This is a genomic window from Clostridium sp., assembly GCF_050717545.1.
Lineage (GTDB): Bacteria > Bacillota > Clostridia > Clostridiales > Clostridiaceae > Clostridium_AD.
The window spans coordinates 45,633-63,747 of record NZ_JBOITN010000038.1 but is presented as its reverse complement, the minus strand read 5'-3'; the positions used below and the strand labels follow the sequence as shown (position 1 = coordinate 63,747).

16 protein-coding genes are annotated in these 18,115 nt (G+C 31.1%); all 16 read right to left on the bottom strand.

Features of this window, described 5'->3' with window-relative positions:
- Nucleotides 1–18 precede the first annotated feature (18 nt).
- The 16 genes from ACREVX_RS13585 to ACREVX_RS13510 all read right to left on the bottom strand — a co-directional run bounded on the left by ACREVX_RS13585 (nt 19) and on the right by ACREVX_RS13510 (nt 18,109).
- Entirely contained in the window at nt 19–1,212 is a 1,194-nt protein-coding gene (locus ACREVX_RS13585) for a glycosyltransferase (RefSeq protein ID WP_431544723.1), read from the bottom strand.
- Nucleotides 1,200–2,324 (bottom strand): non-hydrolyzing UDP-N-acetylglucosamine 2-epimerase, encoded by a 1,125-nt coding sequence (wecB, locus tag ACREVX_RS13580; protein ID WP_431544722.1) that lies wholly within the window; start codon nt 2,322–2,324, stop codon nt 1,200–1,202. Before wecB ends, ACREVX_RS13585 begins: the two co-directional genes overlap by 13 nt.
- Nucleotides 2,325–2,329: 5 nt before the next feature.
- Nucleotides 2,330–3,454 (bottom strand): polysaccharide biosynthesis C-terminal domain-containing protein, encoded by a 1,125-nt coding sequence (locus ACREVX_RS13575; RefSeq protein ID WP_431544721.1) that lies wholly within the window; start codon nt 3,452–3,454, stop codon nt 2,330–2,332.
- Nucleotides 3,455–3,507: 53 nt separating this feature from the next.
- Nucleotides 3,508–4,527 carry a polysaccharide biosynthesis protein gene (locus ACREVX_RS13570; protein WP_431544720.1) on the bottom strand — a complete coding sequence of 340 codons (1,020 nt, stop codon included), beginning with the start codon at nt 4,525–4,527 and terminating at the stop codon, nt 3,508–3,510.
- A gap of 111 nt (nt 4,528–4,638) precedes the next feature.
- Complete coding sequence (locus ACREVX_RS13565; protein ID WP_431544719.1) at nt 4,639–5,883, bottom strand: glycosyltransferase family 4 protein; 1,245 nt, start codon at nt 5,881–5,883, stop codon at nt 4,639–4,641.
- Nucleotides 5,884–5,904: 21 nt separating this feature from the next.
- The gene (locus ACREVX_RS13560) at nt 5,905–6,891 is read right to left on the bottom strand and encodes an NAD-dependent epimerase/dehydratase family protein (RefSeq protein WP_431544718.1); all 987 of its coding nucleotides are present in this window, start codon (nt 6,889–6,891) and stop codon (nt 5,905–5,907) included.
- Between the two features lie 242 nt (nt 6,892–7,133).
- Nucleotides 7,134–8,513: an MATE family efflux transporter gene (locus ACREVX_RS13555; RefSeq protein WP_431544717.1), complete on the bottom strand. Its 1,380-nt coding sequence runs from the start codon at nt 8,511–8,513 to the stop codon at nt 7,134–7,136.
- Between the two features lie 37 nt (nt 8,514–8,550).
- Nucleotides 8,551–9,600 (bottom strand): alcohol dehydrogenase catalytic domain-containing protein, encoded by a 1,050-nt coding sequence (locus tag ACREVX_RS13550; RefSeq protein ID WP_431544716.1) that lies wholly within the window; start codon nt 9,598–9,600, stop codon nt 8,551–8,553.
- Nucleotides 9,600–10,313 (bottom strand): 2-C-methyl-D-erythritol 4-phosphate cytidylyltransferase, encoded by a 714-nt coding sequence (ispD, locus tag ACREVX_RS13545; protein ID WP_431544715.1) that lies wholly within the window; start codon nt 10,311–10,313, stop codon nt 9,600–9,602. Before ispD ends, ACREVX_RS13550 begins: the two co-directional genes overlap by 1 nt.
- Nucleotides 10,314–10,326: 13 nt before the next feature.
- Nucleotides 10,327–11,406, bottom strand: coding sequence for a CDP-glycerol glycerophosphotransferase family protein (locus ACREVX_RS13540; RefSeq protein WP_431544714.1), 1,080 nt, complete (start codon nt 11,404–11,406; stop codon nt 10,327–10,329).
- Nucleotides 11,407–11,424: 18 nt separating this feature from the next.
- Entirely contained in the window at nt 11,425–12,774 is a 1,350-nt protein-coding gene (locus ACREVX_RS13535; protein ID WP_431544713.1) for an O-antigen ligase family protein, read from the bottom strand.
- A 121-nt stretch (nt 12,775–12,895) separates the two neighbouring features.
- Nucleotides 12,896–13,495 carry a DapH/DapD/GlmU-related protein gene (locus ACREVX_RS13530; RefSeq protein ID WP_431544712.1) on the bottom strand — a complete coding sequence of 200 codons (600 nt, stop codon included), beginning with the start codon at nt 13,493–13,495 and terminating at the stop codon, nt 12,896–12,898.
- A 93-nt stretch (nt 13,496–13,588) separates the two neighbouring features.
- Nucleotides 13,589–14,644 (bottom strand): mannose-1-phosphate guanylyltransferase, encoded by a 1,056-nt coding sequence (locus ACREVX_RS13525; RefSeq protein WP_431544711.1) that lies wholly within the window; start codon nt 14,642–14,644, stop codon nt 13,589–13,591.
- A 35-nt stretch (nt 14,645–14,679) separates the two neighbouring features.
- Complete coding sequence (locus tag ACREVX_RS13520) at nt 14,680–15,834, bottom strand: glycosyltransferase family 4 protein (RefSeq protein WP_431544710.1); 1,155 nt, start codon at nt 15,832–15,834, stop codon at nt 14,680–14,682.
- A gap of 49 nt (nt 15,835–15,883) precedes the next feature.
- Nucleotides 15,884–16,933 carry a WaaS/CpsH family glycosyltransferase gene (locus tag ACREVX_RS13515; RefSeq protein ID WP_431544709.1) on the bottom strand — a complete coding sequence of 350 codons (1,050 nt, stop codon included), beginning with the start codon at nt 16,931–16,933 and terminating at the stop codon, nt 15,884–15,886.
- A 15-nt stretch (nt 16,934–16,948) separates the two neighbouring features.
- The gene (locus ACREVX_RS13510; protein WP_431544708.1) at nt 16,949–18,109 is read right to left on the bottom strand and encodes an NAD-dependent epimerase/dehydratase family protein; all 1,161 of its coding nucleotides are present in this window, start codon (nt 18,107–18,109) and stop codon (nt 16,949–16,951) included.
- Nucleotides 18,110–18,115: the final 6 nt, after the last annotated feature.

Genomic DNA, 18,115 nt, shown 5'->3' with positions numbered 1-18,115 from the left:
CTTCGTCTACTGGTAACTTCAAATTAAATCATCTCCTGCGGAGCTGAAATATTCTTTTAACAATTCATATACTGAGTCATAATCTTTTAGTGCATTATATGTATATTCATACTTTTTTTCTATGTAAGTATCTAACTTACATATCTGGTTGGTCCACATTTTGACATCATTATATTTCACAAACGTGACTCCAACATAATCGCGCAAAATTTCCCTTGAAAAACTTGTGTCAGAACAAATTATTTTTTTCCCAAATGATGCTGCCTCCAATAGCGGAAGTCCAAAAGTTTCAATATAACTAGGAAATATGACTACCAAACTTTTATTATAATAATCTACAACTTCAGAAGGTTTTATTGCTCCTAAAAAAATTATATTTTCCAGTGAATTCCGAGATACTTTTTTTGAGGTCTCCATTGTTAGTTCATCTAGTCTCACTGTAAAATATACTCGAAGCTTTGAATATAAATTTGGGTTCTCATTTTTTATTTTAATAATACTGTCAATTATAATACTATGATTTTTATAAACATATGGCGATGCGGGGTAAAATAATATTATATTATCCCTATCTTGTATATCATGAGCTTTTATATTCCCGTCGCTGTGTTGCTGCGATACCTCTGGAAAACTTACCTTAGGGGGAATGACTTTAACATTTTTTTTATCTATATCAAACTTTTCAATAACCTTATTTTTAAGCCAATTTTGTTGAACTATTAAGATAGTATTCTCATCCATAAATCTTTTTATAAAGTAAGGGTAAATATTTTTATATAGCCAATAAATTCGCTCCTCTTTCTTCCAAGGCCTCCACTTATACTCTGTTTCAAAAGGCAATGGTTGATGGAGGTAAATAATTTGCCTAGTTTTCTTATTATATTTAACACCTGTATTTTGAAGCGACAAAATTATATCAGCATAAATATTATTATCTACTGACCACTTTTGTAGTCCATTAGAGTCCCATAATATTCTATCCAATCTTTTTCGCGACTTTTTCCCTTTTATTGTATTTATGATTTTTATGTTCTCCTTTTCAAACTCATCTAAATCAATAGACGTAAAAACATAATATAAATTAGTAATATCATTTTTAGAGATATCAGTTAGTATACTTTTTAGTATAGTTAATGCCCCTCCATACTCAGCGGCTGTTACATTTATAAAAATAGTTTTAAGCATCTTATTCTTATTTATTATTTCCTCCATATAAACCTATTTACGATGCTAGTATACCCTTGAATGATATTAACAACCTTCACCGCAACATTAATATCTGTATAATCAAAAGCCTTAACAGTTTTCTCACCTAATGCTTTTTGCTTAGTTATCATTTCAATAGCCTGAGTTATGCTATCAACAGTTATTCCGCCAAGTATTACTGAGCCTTTGTCAATTGCTTCTGGTCTTTCAGTGCTTGTTCTTATTGAAACTCCTGAAAACTCCATAATGTTAGTTTCTTCTGCAAGTGAACCACTATCAGATAAAACGCAAAATGATTCCTTTTGAAGTTTATTGTAATCATAAAAACCAAATGGTTTAAGTTGCCTTATATTTTTGTGAAACTTAATGCCTTTTTCCTGGATTCGCTTCCAGCTTCTTGGATGAGTTGAATATATAACTGGCATATCATAATTCTCAGCTATAACATTTAATGCATTCGTTATGCTTTTAAAGTTTTCTTCATTATCAATATTTTCTTCGCGATGCGCACTAACCAAAATATATTTACCCTTCTCAAGTCCTAATGTTTCTAATACATGACTTTCATCTATTTTATCCATATATTTATGAAAAACCTCTGGAAGGGGTGATCCAGTAACAAAAGTATATTCCCTGCGTAACCCTTCTGATAATAAATACCTTCTTGCATGTTCTGTATATGCCATATTAACATCCGATGTAACGTCAACTATTTTTCTGTTTATCTCTTCTGGTACATTTTGATCAAAACATCTGTTGCCTGCTTCCATATGAAATATTGGAATCTTTAATCTTTTAGCAGCTATAACGCTTAGGCAACTGTTTGTGTCGCCAAGTATTACTAATGCATCTGGTTTTTCGCTTTCTAATATTTTGTAACTTTTATCTATTATATTACCCATAGTTTCACCAAGATCTTTACCTACAACCCCTAAGAAATGGTTTGGCTCCCTAAGTTCTAATTCTTTAAAGAAAACATCATTAAGTGAATAATCCCAATTTTGACCTGTATGCACTAGCACATGATCAAAATAAGTATCACAGGCTTTTATAACTTCGGATAGCCTTATTATCTCAGGCCTAGTTCCAAGGATTGTCATTACCTTAAGCTTTTTCATAAACTTTATACCTCCAAATAAAATGTGTCAGGCTTTTCTGGATCAAAACATTCATTAACCCACATTACTGTCACCAAATCACTTTGCCCAATATTCGTAATTGAATGAGTGTATCCAATAGGAATGTCTACTACTTCTAATTTTTCTGCATTAACTTTATATTCAATTATCTCATCTGAATTTATATGTTCCACATTTATGTTTCTAAACCTAATAAGCCCCTCTCCACTAACAACCATAAACTTCTCATTCTTAGTATTATGCCAATGATTCCCTTTAGTTATTCCTGGTTTGGATACATTTATGGAAACTTGTCCACTCCCATTTGTTCTAATAAACTCAGTAAAAGAACCCCGATTGTCCTTATTCATCTTAAGCTCATAAGAAAATTTATCTACAGGCAAAAAGCTTAGATAAGTGCTATATAGCTTTTTAGTAAGCTCATCTTCCATATTAGGTATACTAAGGTCAGTTCTGGATTTTCTAAAACTATTTATTCTTTGTGCCAGCTCCCCAACTTTAATACTATGCGCTATTGGTACAAAGCAGTATCCGTCCTTTTTAGATTCATTTCCTGAAAGCGCCCTCATAAACTCATCTAACACATCATCAATATAGCATAACTTTAAATTAACATCAGGATTAGATATCGTTATATCATTACCACTTGCAACATTATTACAAAATGTTGCTACTACAGTATTGTAATTAGGTCTACTCCACTTACCAAACAAATTAGCTAGTCTATAAACCAATACTTTAGCGCCTGTTTCCATACTATATTTAAATAGTAAATCCTCGCTTGCTTTTTTACTAACTCCGTAAGCATTATTTTTTGAGGCCTGAATAGATGAGGTTATAAGCACTGGAGCTTTATTATTATTTTTCTTAAGAAGGCCAAGTAGCTCTGATGTAAAACCAAAGTTACCTTCCATAAATTCTTGCTTCTCCTTTGGGCGATTAACCCCTGCAAGATGAAAAACAAATTCACATTCTTTAGCATACTGCCCAAGGAGCGCTTTATCAGTATCTTTATCAAATTCTAATATATCAGTATAGTCCTTATTTTTAAGCTCTGCTATAAGGTTTTTCCCTACAAATCCTTTTGCTCCTGTAACAAGTATCTTCATAATATATTCCCCTTTCATCTATTTTTATATTATTTATATTATTTAATTTTATGTTATTTCATAACATTTTTCAATTCTTCTTGTATATAATCAAGTTTAAGTAGTTTTGCTTTAATCTGCTCTACATTAAGGATGTTAGTATTATGTGAGTTATATTCATTTTCCGTGGAAAGTTTAATATTCCCTTGAACAAAATATTTATCATAATTAAGGTCTCTTTTGTCTGCTGGAACTCTATAAAATCCTCCCATATCAATGGCCACTACATATTCCTCTTTTGTAAGAAGTGTTTCGTATAACTTTTCACCATGACGAGTACCTATTATTTTGACTTCATTATCTACCTTAAATAATTCCTTTACTGCTTGTGCTAAATCACGTATTGTTGACGAATCAGATTTTTGAACCATTATGTCTCCAGCCTGCGCATTCTCAAAAGCAAATAATACAAGTTCAACAGCTTCGTCTAAACTCATAAGAAACCTTGTCATGTTTGGGTCTGTTACAGTTAGCGGTCCCCCCTTTCTTATCTGCTCAATAAATAGTGGAATTACAGAACCACGTGACGCCATAACATTTCCATATCTAGTGCCACAAATAACAGTTTTACCAGGAGGTACAGTTTTTGACTTAGCTACAAATACTTTTTCCATCATAGCTTTAGAAATACCCATAGCGTTTATTGGATATGCTGCCTTGTCAGTAGAAAGACATATAACCTTTTTAACTCCATAGTCAATTGCTGCTGTAAGTACATTGTCTGTTCCTATTACGTTAGTTTTTACCGCTTCAAGAGGGAAAAATTCACATGATGGAACTTGTTTTAAAGCTGCTGCGTGAAATATATAATCCACTCCATTCATAGCATTTTTTACACTAGATATATCTCGGACATCACCTATGTAAAATTTGATTTTATCATTTTTATATAATTTTCTCATATCATCTTGTTTCTTCTCATCTCTTGAAAATATACGAATTTCTCCGATATCTGTATCTAGAAATCTCTTTGTTACCGCGTTTCCAAAAGAGCCTGTACCACCTGTTATAAGTAATGTTTTATCTTTAAACACTGTGTATCTCCTTTAATTTCATATTATTATTTCTTACTATTATTTAATTGTTAAGATATTATTATTAAATTATTTGATATAACTATTTAATTGTTATATTTTAAAAATATATTATACTAGAAAATACTTATCCATCCTATTTAAAAGTTCTTCTTTATTAAAATTATCATCGTAATAATTTCTTGCATTTGTTCCAAGTTCTGATAGTCTCTGGGATGACTGGTTTGATAACTCTACTATTATATCTGAGAGTTTACTTGGATCTCCAGCTGGGCTACAAAGACCAGAATTGGATTGTTTTATTATTTTATCAGTCTCACCACTGGCTGAAGCTAAAATTGGTATGCCGCAAGCCATATATGACTGAAGTTTTGCTGGAATAGTCATAGAAAAAAGTGGACCTCCTGATAAGCATAGAAAAGCGGCATCGCTGGCTGCCATAAACTCCGGAATTCTAGTTGCCGGTTGCTTTTCAATGAAATTAAACATATCAGCAAGCCCGCTGTCATTAACAATTTTTATTAACATTTCTTTATACCTGCCATCTCCCACAATGTTAAAACGAATCTCTCTATTTAAATTTTTCTGTTTTATAAATGATGAAGCTTTTGGTAATATATCAAGGCCTTGCGCAAGACCGATGTTGCCAGCAAAAATAATATTAAATCTTTTATCATTTGGAATCTCTTTAATTGTAATTTTATGTTCACTATTATTATATCCACACATTTTATTCAGTGGCTTATAAAAATCCTCTGCGTATTGTGGCCAGTACTCTATATTCTCTATTGGAACACCACGACTTTCAATTGACGAAACAAAGCTATTTGATGTAGTAAATATTTTTGAGCAATTTGCATATATATAATCAACCATCTTGCCTATAGCGCCGATAATATGTTTATTTGTTATGCCTGTAATTATTTCTACATTCTGCGGCCAAAGATCTTGAACATATAAATAACATGGGATCTTTCTTTTTTTAGCATACCACACACCAGGTAAAGCTTGCGTCATAGGGGATACCTCAAATATGAATACATAGTCTGCTTTTACTTTGGTAAATATATTCCAAAATAGTCCACTTACTACAAAGGATAAATAGTTTAAGGCAAGCATTATTGAACTCTTCCCTCTAGGAATGAGTGGTATTCTTATTACCTTTATACCATTGTACATTTCCATGCGTCTGCTAAAGAGTCCATATCCTTTGTAATACTTACCCTGGGGGTAATTGGGTATTCCAGTTATAACTGTTACCCTGTATCCCCTTTTTACCCACTGCGTACAAATATCATTTATTCGAAATTGTTCAGGGTAGAAATACTGCGCTATAACTAAAATATGTTTTTTCAACTGGGTATCCCTCCCTCTTCCTTACCTATCTCTATCTTTTATCATTCTACTCGCATGGTTCAATTGTTTTTTTAAATTTATTTTCTGCGTTAACTGCATTTGGTTTTTCAACTCCATATTATATTCCAACTCTGTTTGCGAATTAACTGCTTCTGTTGAATTAATCGATCCTTCTAAGTCCCAAATCCTATAGTTTTCTTTATAACTAGACATGTTCTGATCATAAACAAAATCTCCAAATACCTTCTTAACTGTGCCTGCCTTTAAGCCAATAAGCCGTAATATAGGATTAAACGCCTTAGTTAGTAAAATTTTCTTTCCATGAACCTTTGCAATTAGCCTCACCATCTCTGAAGTCTTAACATACTCACCATTTTGTGGGAAAAACAATCCAGTCTCTTCGTTTTTTATCATTAATCTTATAAATTCACATAGATTATCTATATTAAGCATGCTTCGCTTGTTTTCAAAGTTAGGAAATACAGGCAATTTACATGCGATTTTTGCAAGTCTTGGATAGTTTCCTTTAGATCCCTTTCCGTAAATCATAGGAGGTCTAAGAATTACTATTTTAAAATCATCAGATTCTAAGGCTTTTATCCCCTCTTCTGCTTGAAGTTTACTGTTACCATAAAAATTACTTGGTTTTGGGCTAGTATTTTTATCTATACCTTTTTTAACATTTGCATTGCCGCTATCACCATAAACAATAATGCTACTCATGAAAATAAACTGCTTAACACCCTCCTCTTTTGCTTTCTTTGCAGCTTCTATTGTTAAATCACGATTAACTTTATAATATAACTCTTCCATATTAGGATCTGACGATACATGTGCAATACCCGCAACATGAAAAACCACATCATACTTTGTAAAATCTTTTGCCTTCCATAAGTCATCCCGCATGCTGAATTCATCTATCGAATATTCCTCTGAGTATTTATGTAGCCAATTTAAAAGCGAACCTCCTATATAGCTATTAACTCCCGTTATAAGTATATTTTTCATTTTAATTTCATCCCCTTTTTACCTTAATTTATTTACATTAATTTATTTATCTTAAAGTTTTTCATTATCCTTATATTTTCATTATTGACAGTATAAACAATAATATACGTTTATACTGTTTTTTCATGATCATCATGTTATATTAAATCTATGTACAAATAACCTATAACGCAAAAAAGACTAGCTAAATGCATTTGCGCATTTAGCTAGTCTTCTTATTTTTATTACTTTTTTAATCTCTTCTATTCTTTACTTTGATTTTTTCGATTCTTAACCATTTGGATAATCTCTTTGAAATCAGAATTAAACAATATATATTCTGATAATACCATGCAAATTAAAAACACAAGTGCTTTAATTAGTGATGGCAAAGGAATTATTTTAACTAATTGATAAGACACAAGGTACACTATAAAATGAATTATCTCATTTGTATGTATTTCAAGACCCTTAAAGTCAAATGAAGAATACACATACCATACAACTAATGTAATAAGTGTTGCATATGCAACCATTACAGAATCGTTTAATACAAAAGCTGCAAATACATTTAATATAAATGCTAGTACAACCATTTTAGCAGCTACAATTAAATACTCTTTGCCTCTTTTCCCAACCTTATAAAGATTTGCATATAGAACATTTGTTAAACAAATAAATGGTATTCCAATTATTAATATTCCTAGCACTTCTAAAGATGGTATATATTTGTCAAGAATATTGTTTACTATAAACTCAAGCACAAAATAACCTGCAGGTGCAAAGCTGCATATTAGTATTATATATTTCTTAACTTTTGATACAACCTTTTCATCTCCCTTATTTTTTGCTAAATAAGGATAAAACAAAACTGTTACTGAATTAACTAAGACTAGAAATAAGCTTAACATTGATGTGGCAAAAGAATAAAATGCAAAATCATTAACCGTAAATTTAAACTTAACAAACCACCTATCCATAGTAACAAATAGAAGGCTTACAGTGTTTGCTATCATTATAGTAAAACCCATACTTGTTATGGATTTTATTTCCGGATATTTTATTTTTTCTGCTTTTTTAGCCGCATTCATAATTAACAGTGTACTAATTATCGCCATAACTACATTCCCAACAACATGAATCTGCATATATAAAATTGGTGACCTTACAATAAATATAACTGCAAGAACAGATGATAGCATCACTATATTTTGTGCCACTCTTATTACTACATACTTATTAAATTCACCTGTAGCTCTATATAATAAAGAAATAAATAGAACAACCTGAAAAGGTAATATATAAAGTACAAAATATCTAAATGCCATATCTTTCATAAAAAATATTGATACAAATAGTAGCACAACTACAAGGCTTACTACTATCTTAAGCATCACATAAAAATAGCCTTTTATTTTCTCTTTTTTTATGTCTTCTATATCTTTACCACCTAATATTAAATACATTCCATCTGAAAATCCAAAATGCATCATTCCTGCAAATGATACATATAGTGTAAATGTCTTTAAATAACCATATGCTCCCACTTCAAAAACCTTTGGCACAACAAGTGCACTCAATATACCAATTAATATTCCTAAAAATTCTACAAATATTACTCTAAGTGATTTATTTATATTCATTTAATTTCCTCTAATTTCATTTAATTTTATCTATTGCCTAAAATTTGAAAGTCATAATATGTTTTCCAAGCGCTCTGCTTTCTGCTTCTGCCTCAAACACCTTGTAATAATCTTTGATCCCATAGATAGATGTTTCATCTATTATTAATTTTGAGATATCATGGTTAAAATCTAGTCTTTTAAGTAACTCTGCGCTGGCTTTAAAATCATCTACATTACTTCTCGTAACCCCATAAATTTCAAGACCTTTTTCCAGTATTTTGCGAGTATTAATTTTTATAGGGTTTTCAGCTACTCCTGAAAATACTATTTTAGACCCAGTGAGACAAACGTTCATAATTTCATCAATTCCACCCTCAGATGCAACTCCACCAATACATTCAAATGCAACGTTAATATTTTCATTTTTAATTTCTGGATCATTTGAAAGATGTTTTTGTACTCCTTCAAACATATCTAATTTTTCTGTGCTATGTCCTACAATTACAATTGGTCCTTTATGAACTTGTTTAAGCACGCAGCATAATATATACCCAAGTATACCATCACCCCAAATGCCTATAACATCATCATCCTTTAATATTATTCTACGAATTGCTGCATTTGCCACAGAAATGAGTTCTGAAAACACAGCAATGTTCGAATCTATATTATCATCAATCTTTACAAGGTTAGTTGCAGGATATGCTATATAATCCTTAGAAAATCCATTATAACTACTTGATGCAAATAATGCTTTAGCAGAATAATTTTCTCCTAGTCTAGGGTCATTAGATAAAGCAATATCGAAATCATCTTGTTTATCTTTTGGAATCATTAAATTTGGAACTAGTGCAACCTTATCTCCCTTTTCAAAGGAATTTGTAGGATCTTTAACTACAGTTCCTATAGCCTCATGAACAAGGTTTATTGGATATTTAAGATTTAATGTACGTGCATCACGGCTTCCAAGGTAATATCTTAAATCAGCTTTGCAAATAGCTGCTGTTTCAATTTTTACAACGGCGCTTCCTTGTAGCACTTCTAACTCTTCTATATATACTTCAAATCTTTTAGACTGAACTATTTTGAACCCTCTAATTAACATTATATAGTCTCCAATTTGCTCATTTTGATTACAGATTTTAGAAGTAGCAAATCTTCCATTGTAGTAATTTTAAAATTTAGTTTGTCTCCCTCTACTAAATGAACTTTTTTACCATAATCCAGGACCAACCTACAATCATCAGTTGAATTTTGTACTTCCTGCGATGCAGCTGCTTTCTTATGAGCGTCGTAGATAGTTGAATATACAAAACTTTGAGGAGTCTGGCCTATGTATAGTTCTTTTCTCACTGGAATAGATGATATAGTGTCGTCGTCTAAACTTTTAATTATAGTATCTGATGCTGTAATAACAGTATCTACTGCTCCAAACTCTTTGGCTCCTTCAATATTATTAACTATAATTCTATGGGAAATTAGAGGCCTTGCAGCATCATGAATAACTATAATATCATCACAACTTGCGTCAGCTTCAATAGCTTTTAGACCATTGAATACGGATTCCTGCCTTGTTTCTCCACCGTCAACTATCCATTTTATTTTGTTGAGTTCATATTTTCTAGTCCATATCTTTATATCCTCATGCCATTCTTTTAGGCAAACCACTGCTATTGCATCTATTTGTTCATGTATATCAAATGCCTCTATTGTGTGTACAACTATTGGTTTACCATATATATCAATAAATTGCTTAGGTTGATCAACAATACCCATTCTTGTACCTTTTCCACCGGCAAGTATAATAGCAATATTCATTAATATGTACCTCCTATTTTTTATCTACAAGATTTAATATTAAACCCCACACTCTTTGAGAGCTGTTTCCGTCCAAGTAATTATAGAAATTCTTTTGAGCTGCTTCTCTAATAGCTACATATTGGTCGTTATCGGATGAATCTTTCATATAATTCATTAAATCATTTATATTTTCAAGTTTAGGACCTGGTGTATCCTCCTCCTTAGTAAAATCTATAGCAAGACCTCTTCTTTCATTATACTGCACTTTATCATATGGCAGGAAGCAAATTGGTCTATTAAGTACTAAGTAATCCACATAAATAGAACTATAATCAGTAAGTAACATGTCAGATATTGCAAGTATGCTTTGAGTTGACATCTCTTCATCAAAATCCATTGTCAAAATATTTTTCATATTATCAAATATTTTGTCATCAACCAGTCTCTCTAAGTAGTGAGGACGGTAAATCATTTTCCAGTCATTCTCACCCATAAACTTATCAAACTTTATCCAGTCTTCTTGGTTAATTGGGAAAGCTTTTTCTATTTCATAACCTCTCCACGTTGGACAAAATACTAAAATCTTTTTACCTTTAGTATCATGTTTTAGGTCAAATTTCTCTCTACCCATGCGAATATACTCTTTGTCAAATAACATATCATTCCTTGGTAATCCAAGTGGCATATAATTTGGCAGTGCTACCTTGTCAAGCTGCTCTGATCTTAAAAAGTATGTGCTATCTCTATCCGAAAGCGTTACAACATTTTTTATTCTAGTTCTAATACCCTTATAGATATCCATCATTTTCTCATTATCAAGTTCATTATTTCCTGGACTCTTTTTAGTTCCATAACCATGACTCATAAAAACACCATTTTGAGCTTTCCAGAAAACACTAGTTGTATAATCTGAAACAACAGCAGAATAATTTTTCATCATTTGACTTGCTCTTATAATGTAATGCATTAATTTAAAATTTTTATATTTATAGAAACTCGCATATTCAACTACAATATCTGGTCTATTTTCTTTTATATTTTTTATATAGTAATTATGTAAGGCTTTTATATTATCTTCGGTTTCAGATGTTAATAATATTCTCTTTTTCAAAATACTCTCTCCTTATTATCACTTTTGTGATGCATTTACCACTTTTTCTTTATCGTAGTAGTGATCAACCATTGCTGCAAACCCAAGTGTAAACCACATTAAGTATGTTGCATAGAAACTTAAAAGTATAAATGATTGCAACAAACTTATTAACGCTGCTGCAACAATAGGCATAATACAGCAAAATCTAAGCCTAATTGGTATATTTACTAATCTCTTTAATACATAATAACAAGTTGAACATAACCCTGCTACGTATAGTATTAATCCTACTAGTCCCCATCCCATCCAAGTCTCAAGTATGAAGTTATGTGCAGGCCGTTGCATTTTCGCTATCTCTTCAGCTTCCGCAACCGTGATAAGATCCGATGGAATTGCTTGCTTATATGCTACAGCAAATGTACCTGCTCCTATTACTGGATTCTTTTTAATTAAACTCCATGCCTCTGTCCAAAATATTTGTCGTATTTTATCACTAGCATCAGTAGTTGAGACAGGCTGCTCTTCACCCTCAGGTGCTGGCTCCTGTACTAGCCCTGGGATTCTCGTAACAATAGCTGAAAATGATCTGTATAAACTAGGACGTGCCTGCATAAAGTTTACAGATGCAGCTAGTATTATAACTAAACTACATGCCATTATAAACGTAAGGATTCTCTTCCAAGAATTCCATTTAACACCGAATATTAGTATAAATACTGATACAATTACAGCTCCCATAACCACCCAGCCTAATCGTCCTCCGGAAAGGAATGCAAAAACCAAACTCATGCCCACATTAGCATACGCAATAGGTGTTATCCATGAAGGCAATCTTTTTTCATTACTTTCTTTTATAGCCCATATCGCAAAAGTGATAAGCATGGTACTAACATATAAATATATATTAATATTACCTAAAAATAACAAATCTCGAATAGTATTGGATGTTAAACAATCAATTAATTCTCGTATATTTAACGCTGTAAAAATAAACATAGCTCCACATAATAGCTGGTTTACTTTTGGTTTAAATCTATCTATTATAAAGAAAATAGATGATCCAAGTACTAACCCTCTTATAGGCCAAATCGAATCCATGAAGGATAAATGCATCATCATACGTACTGCAAAAAGCGCAATGAAGTAAATTCCAAATGCAAACAATATCCAAAATACTCTTTTAGATAAGGGTGAAAATTTATAATCACGCTTATATATCCCATGGTAGATAAACATATTAAGAAATACTCCTATAGCAATTATTTCCGAAAATGCCAAAAACAAACCTACTGCCTTTATATTGAATACCATAGTAGTGCTAATTAATATCACGCAGATAAGCTCAATAACCCAAAAGCGTTTATGAAATGATAGAGTAGAATCCATTCTATAATTCTCCTTTATTTGCTATTTATTTCGTTTAAAATACTGGTTATGAATATAATTTAGTATAACATAATATATTAAAAAAGTTTTATTAATTTGTTTTATTTACAAAAAACTAATATTACATTTTCACCCATTGATCTAACTCAGAATCATATTTTTTAATAATCTTTGCTGGCATGCCCACAGCTATACAATTACTGGGAATATCTCTATTAACCACCGAATTTGCTCCAATAATACAGCCATCTCCAATGTTAACTCCTAATAATATACAAACATTTTCTCCTATCCACACATTATTACCTATGGATACAGCTTTAGTGTGAAGTGGCCTGCTATCTGGAGCAGTATCTGGTGATGAAATATCGGTGCCTACGGAATAATTTCCATGACTACTATCACTAATAAATATCTTAGATGCCATTAGGCAGTTGTCCCCTATAGTTACACTTTCACCTGCTGAGATGTGAACGTAATCGCCGATCTTGCAATTTTTGCCTATTACAATCTTCTTTTCCTGGCATTCCAACGCATCAAACATTTCCAAGCGGCAACTATATCCTGTAGTAAACCCTTCACCATAACCCAAAAACTTTTTACCTCTAACGTATATAGGTATACGTATTAAACGTGCTCCCTTATAAAATATTTTAGTGTAAATAAGCGAAATACCATTCTTAAATATCTCCCCAAACCCATATCCATTTTTCATAATCATTTACAGCCCCTTAATTCTTCTTAACCCTATATTATTAACAAAAAGATACTCAAATACATAGCTATGCATTTGAGTATTTCCTTTCTAATGTGGTTAAATGCCTACTTTATCCCGTAATTCTTTTATATTATCTAACTCACTTTTTTTACAGAGCATTATAAAATCATCTGTTTCAACTACAAACATATCATCAAGTCCTACAGCTATAATAGGTTTATCCTTTGCTACTATAAGATTATTATTTGCATTTATATTTTTTACATTTCCTAAAAATACATTATTATGATCATCTTTTTTTCTATATCTCTCTATGGCATTCCAACTGCCAATATCATCCCATCCAAAATCACAAGGAATCACATATATTTCTTTAGCATTCTCCATAATGGCATAATCTACTGATACCGCTGGAATCTTACAATAATTAGTGGCTAATTTACATTCATACTCTTCACTTTTAGATATTGCTATTTCCTCTAATATTTCATAAGTATCTTTTAAGTATTTTTTTGTTAACTTAAGAATTGTTTTATCTTTCCAAATGAACATACCACCATTCCAAAGATAATTTCCTTCTTCTAAATAACCTATAGCCTTATCTAAATTAGGTTTTTCTACGAATCCATCAACTTTACAAATCCCTTGACTGGTAATTTTAAATTTTTTATCTTCAATTGCCTTTATGTATCCATATCCTGTTTCTGCCCTTGTCGGTTTCATTCCAAGGGTTACTATACCTTCTTCATTATCTTGTATAAAGTCATAAGCACTTTTTATAGTTGCCCTGAACTTTTTTTCATCTGTAATAAGATGATCTGAAGGTAATACCACCATTGTAGAATCCTTGTAGAATTTTTCTATGTGAAAAGCTGAAAGTGCTATACATGGCGCAGTATTTTTACCTACTGGCTCAACTATAATATTTCTTACAGGCAATCCTGGTAACTGCTCCTTTACTAAATCAACGTAATCTAAAGCGGTTACTACAAAAATTCTTTCTTCTGGAATAAGATCCTTTATTCTATTAATAGTCATCTGTATCATTGTTTCTTCACCTAAAAGTTTTACAAACTGTTTAGGTTTCTCATCAGTTGAAAGAGGCCAAAATCTTGTACCCTTACCTCCTGCCATAATTAGTGCACACAGCATATAACGCCCCTCCTTTACTCATAAATCTTATTATTTTATTTACCTAACGCAGTTTCTTCGAATAATTTCTTATACCTGGTTGCAGCATTCTCTACAGAGTATTTTTCAACCAATACTTCATTAATATCGTCTCTATAGATAAAACCCTTGTCTAAAGTTTCTTCAATCACTTTAGCTAATTCATCTGCATCAGTAGGGTTATTATAATAAATAACCTCACCCATAGTTACCTCTGGAAGAGATGTGCATTTTGTAGTTATAACTGGTATATTCCTATACATCGCTTCAACAGGTGGCATACCAAAACCTTCAAACAGAGATGGGCTCACAAATACACAAGCATTATTATATAACAAACTAAGTTCATCATCCGATACAAAACCTGGAATAACTACGCTATCCTCTATTTTATTCGTAGCTATTAATTTCACTAAATCATTAGTTGCTTTGTCTCTCATCCCCACAAGCACTAATTTAGTATTAGTATTACCACTTCTTTTTTTATAAATACTAAATGCATTTATTAATGTTGGAATATTTTTATGTGGTAATAAAGATGCAACTGAAAGCACATAATTATTAGTTTCAAGTCCAAGTTTTTCTGCAAAGCCATGAAAAGCAATGTTATCATTTTTTTCAAATTTTTTAAAATCTATAGGATTGTATATAACCTTTAAATCTTTAGGATTAATATTCTTAAAATTTTCTATTATATCTTGTTTCACAAAGTTTGATATACAAATATTTTTATCACTTTTCTTAAAACTTAGGGGATAGGTAAATGAAAATAATACCCTTTTAGAAAAAGAAAAATTTTCTTTAAAGTGTTTATATTGGATATCATGCACATTAGATATTGTTTTTATTTCCTTAAGATTTTGTATACATCTTACATAAGTTGGGAAGAACATTACATCTAGTTTATTATCTTTAATGATATTTGGTAATTTAGTACTTGTATATAACACCCTATTAAATCTTATTGTATTATCTAAATCACATATAACAATTTTAAAATTCTTATTATTAATATTAAAGCTTTCACAATTAGACTTAGTTGCAAATATGAAATACTCATTTTCATTATCCACAGATTGCAGCCCTTTTATTAAATTCATAAGGTAACTCCCGGTTCCTGCTATTTCTCCTGGGATAATATATAGCCCATCTATTCCTATTCTAATTCCCAACCTTATCACATCCTATTTATATATTTATAATATAATAATCCTATTTAAATTAATCTTCGTTAAAATAATTATTGCTTTCTTCATTTATAATTGTTTTTACCCATGAAAACACACTATATTTTTTATAAATATCCTCATTAATAGGTACATATTTATTATTAATAAAATCTCCAATATCATCTAAATTACTATCATCCATTACAAATATATTATTTTCATCATAAAAATCATATTTCTTAATATTTGTATTTGTAGTTACCATCTTTCTTCTAGCGCCTAATGTCTCAATAGTTCTCATTGTTAGTCCACTTTGCTTATTATGTTGCATATCAAACACAGTGTCTGATTTTCTAAGAATTTCTGAATTTTCCTTTTCAGATAGAGATTTAAATTTAAACTCCCTACGCATTGCACCTTTGAATTCAGGTACATAAATCCTATTGTACCAGTACTGTAATTTATTCAAAAACATAAAAGAAAATATTCGAATACCCTTTGACTCAAGTTTTGGAAAGAGTTCATGCATTGTTTTGTAACGATTAGGATGCGCTGTACAAACACTCATGATATCATATTCTCTTTTTGGAGATTTATTGGGAGTACTATCCTCACCTATTTCTTCATATGTTTTACTATAAAAAAGTGGAAGAAACTCTAGCTTATCCATTTTTTCACAATCATCTGTATCAAAAGAATACGCCTTATCGAACTGGGCTATTAATCCCTTTGCATTAGGATAAAGAGATAATGTGTCCCATGTATAGTATAAAAATCTTGCTTTACTTTGAGTATCCCTCAAACTTCTAATCATTTCATCCGTAAAGGCTTTACCATTTATAATAAAAACCACATCATACTGTTTATCTTTTGTCTCATTTAAAATGTTTTTAAAGTACCTTTTAATTAAGAGGTCCACTAAATTTCTTTTAATCTTTATAATTCCCTTTAGAAAACTATTTTCACTTGGCCTATCATTATAATAATCAACTACATAACCTAATGATTCAAGCTCACTAATAATATGTTTATAAAAGCCAAAAGTAGGAGAACAAATAAATAATATACGTTTTTCTGATTTGTTATTTATATCTAAGTCCATAATGCCATCAATCCTTTACTTTTGAATTAACATACCATTTGCTTTCATTTCTTCTAGTGAGTGTTCGAATTTACCATCCTCTAGCAGCAATTTGTTCCCACTGTTTTCTTTTAATACCCAGCTTGCAAATTCTTTCATACCTGTCTCAAAAGTATATACAGGATTAAATCCACATAACTTTTTAGCCTTACTTACATCCGCTATGTTATGTCTTATATCACCTTTTCTGAAATCACCAGAAATACTTATCTCTGATTTTGATGAATACAATTTCTTCAATGTTTCTGCTACTTGCACAACAGAAATGTTTTCTCCACTACCTACATTTATATGTTGATAGTTAGTAGACTCATTTTCAAGTGCGGTGCAAGTGGCCGCTGCTATATCACTTACATGAACAAAGTCTCTACTTTCTTTGCCATCCTCAAAAATATTAATGTTTTGGTTTTTGAGTAACAATTTAGAGAATATTGAAAGAATACCTGTATAAGGATTATTTAGAGATTGACCTGCACCATATACATTTTGATATCTATAAATGGTATATGGGATGTCCATTGTAGGACACATTACCTCTAGCATTTTTTCTTGTGCAAGTTTTGTATATGCATAAAAAGAGATAGGCGTTAATGGAGTCTCTTCTGTTGTATCCCGAAGTTCAACTTGTCCACCACATAAAGGACATTTAACTTCAAAATCTCCTGACTTCATATCATCGATTTCTCTTGACCTGGGAACAACTATTCCATGTTCTTTGCAAAAATACATACCTTCTCCATAAACAGAACGTGATGATGATAGTATTATTTTCTTTATATTAAATTTATTGTTTAATATAACTTGAAGTAAATTTGATGTGCCTTTGATATTGACATCAGTATATCTATTAATTTCATACATAGACTGACCTGTGCCTGTTTCAGCAGCAAGATGTATTATATAATCTACGCCGTCAAGCGCCTTCTCTAAATCTTCACTATTTCTAACATCACCTTTTATAATTTGAGCTTTATCTTTGATGTTTTTATAAAGATATGAATCTTCATAATTACTTCCATGAATTTGCTCAGAAAAATTATCAAGAACAACTATCTCATATTTTCCTTTTCTATATAAGTTATCGACTACAGAATTCCCTATAAATCCTGCCCCTCCGGTTATTAACACTTTACTCATCTTTTT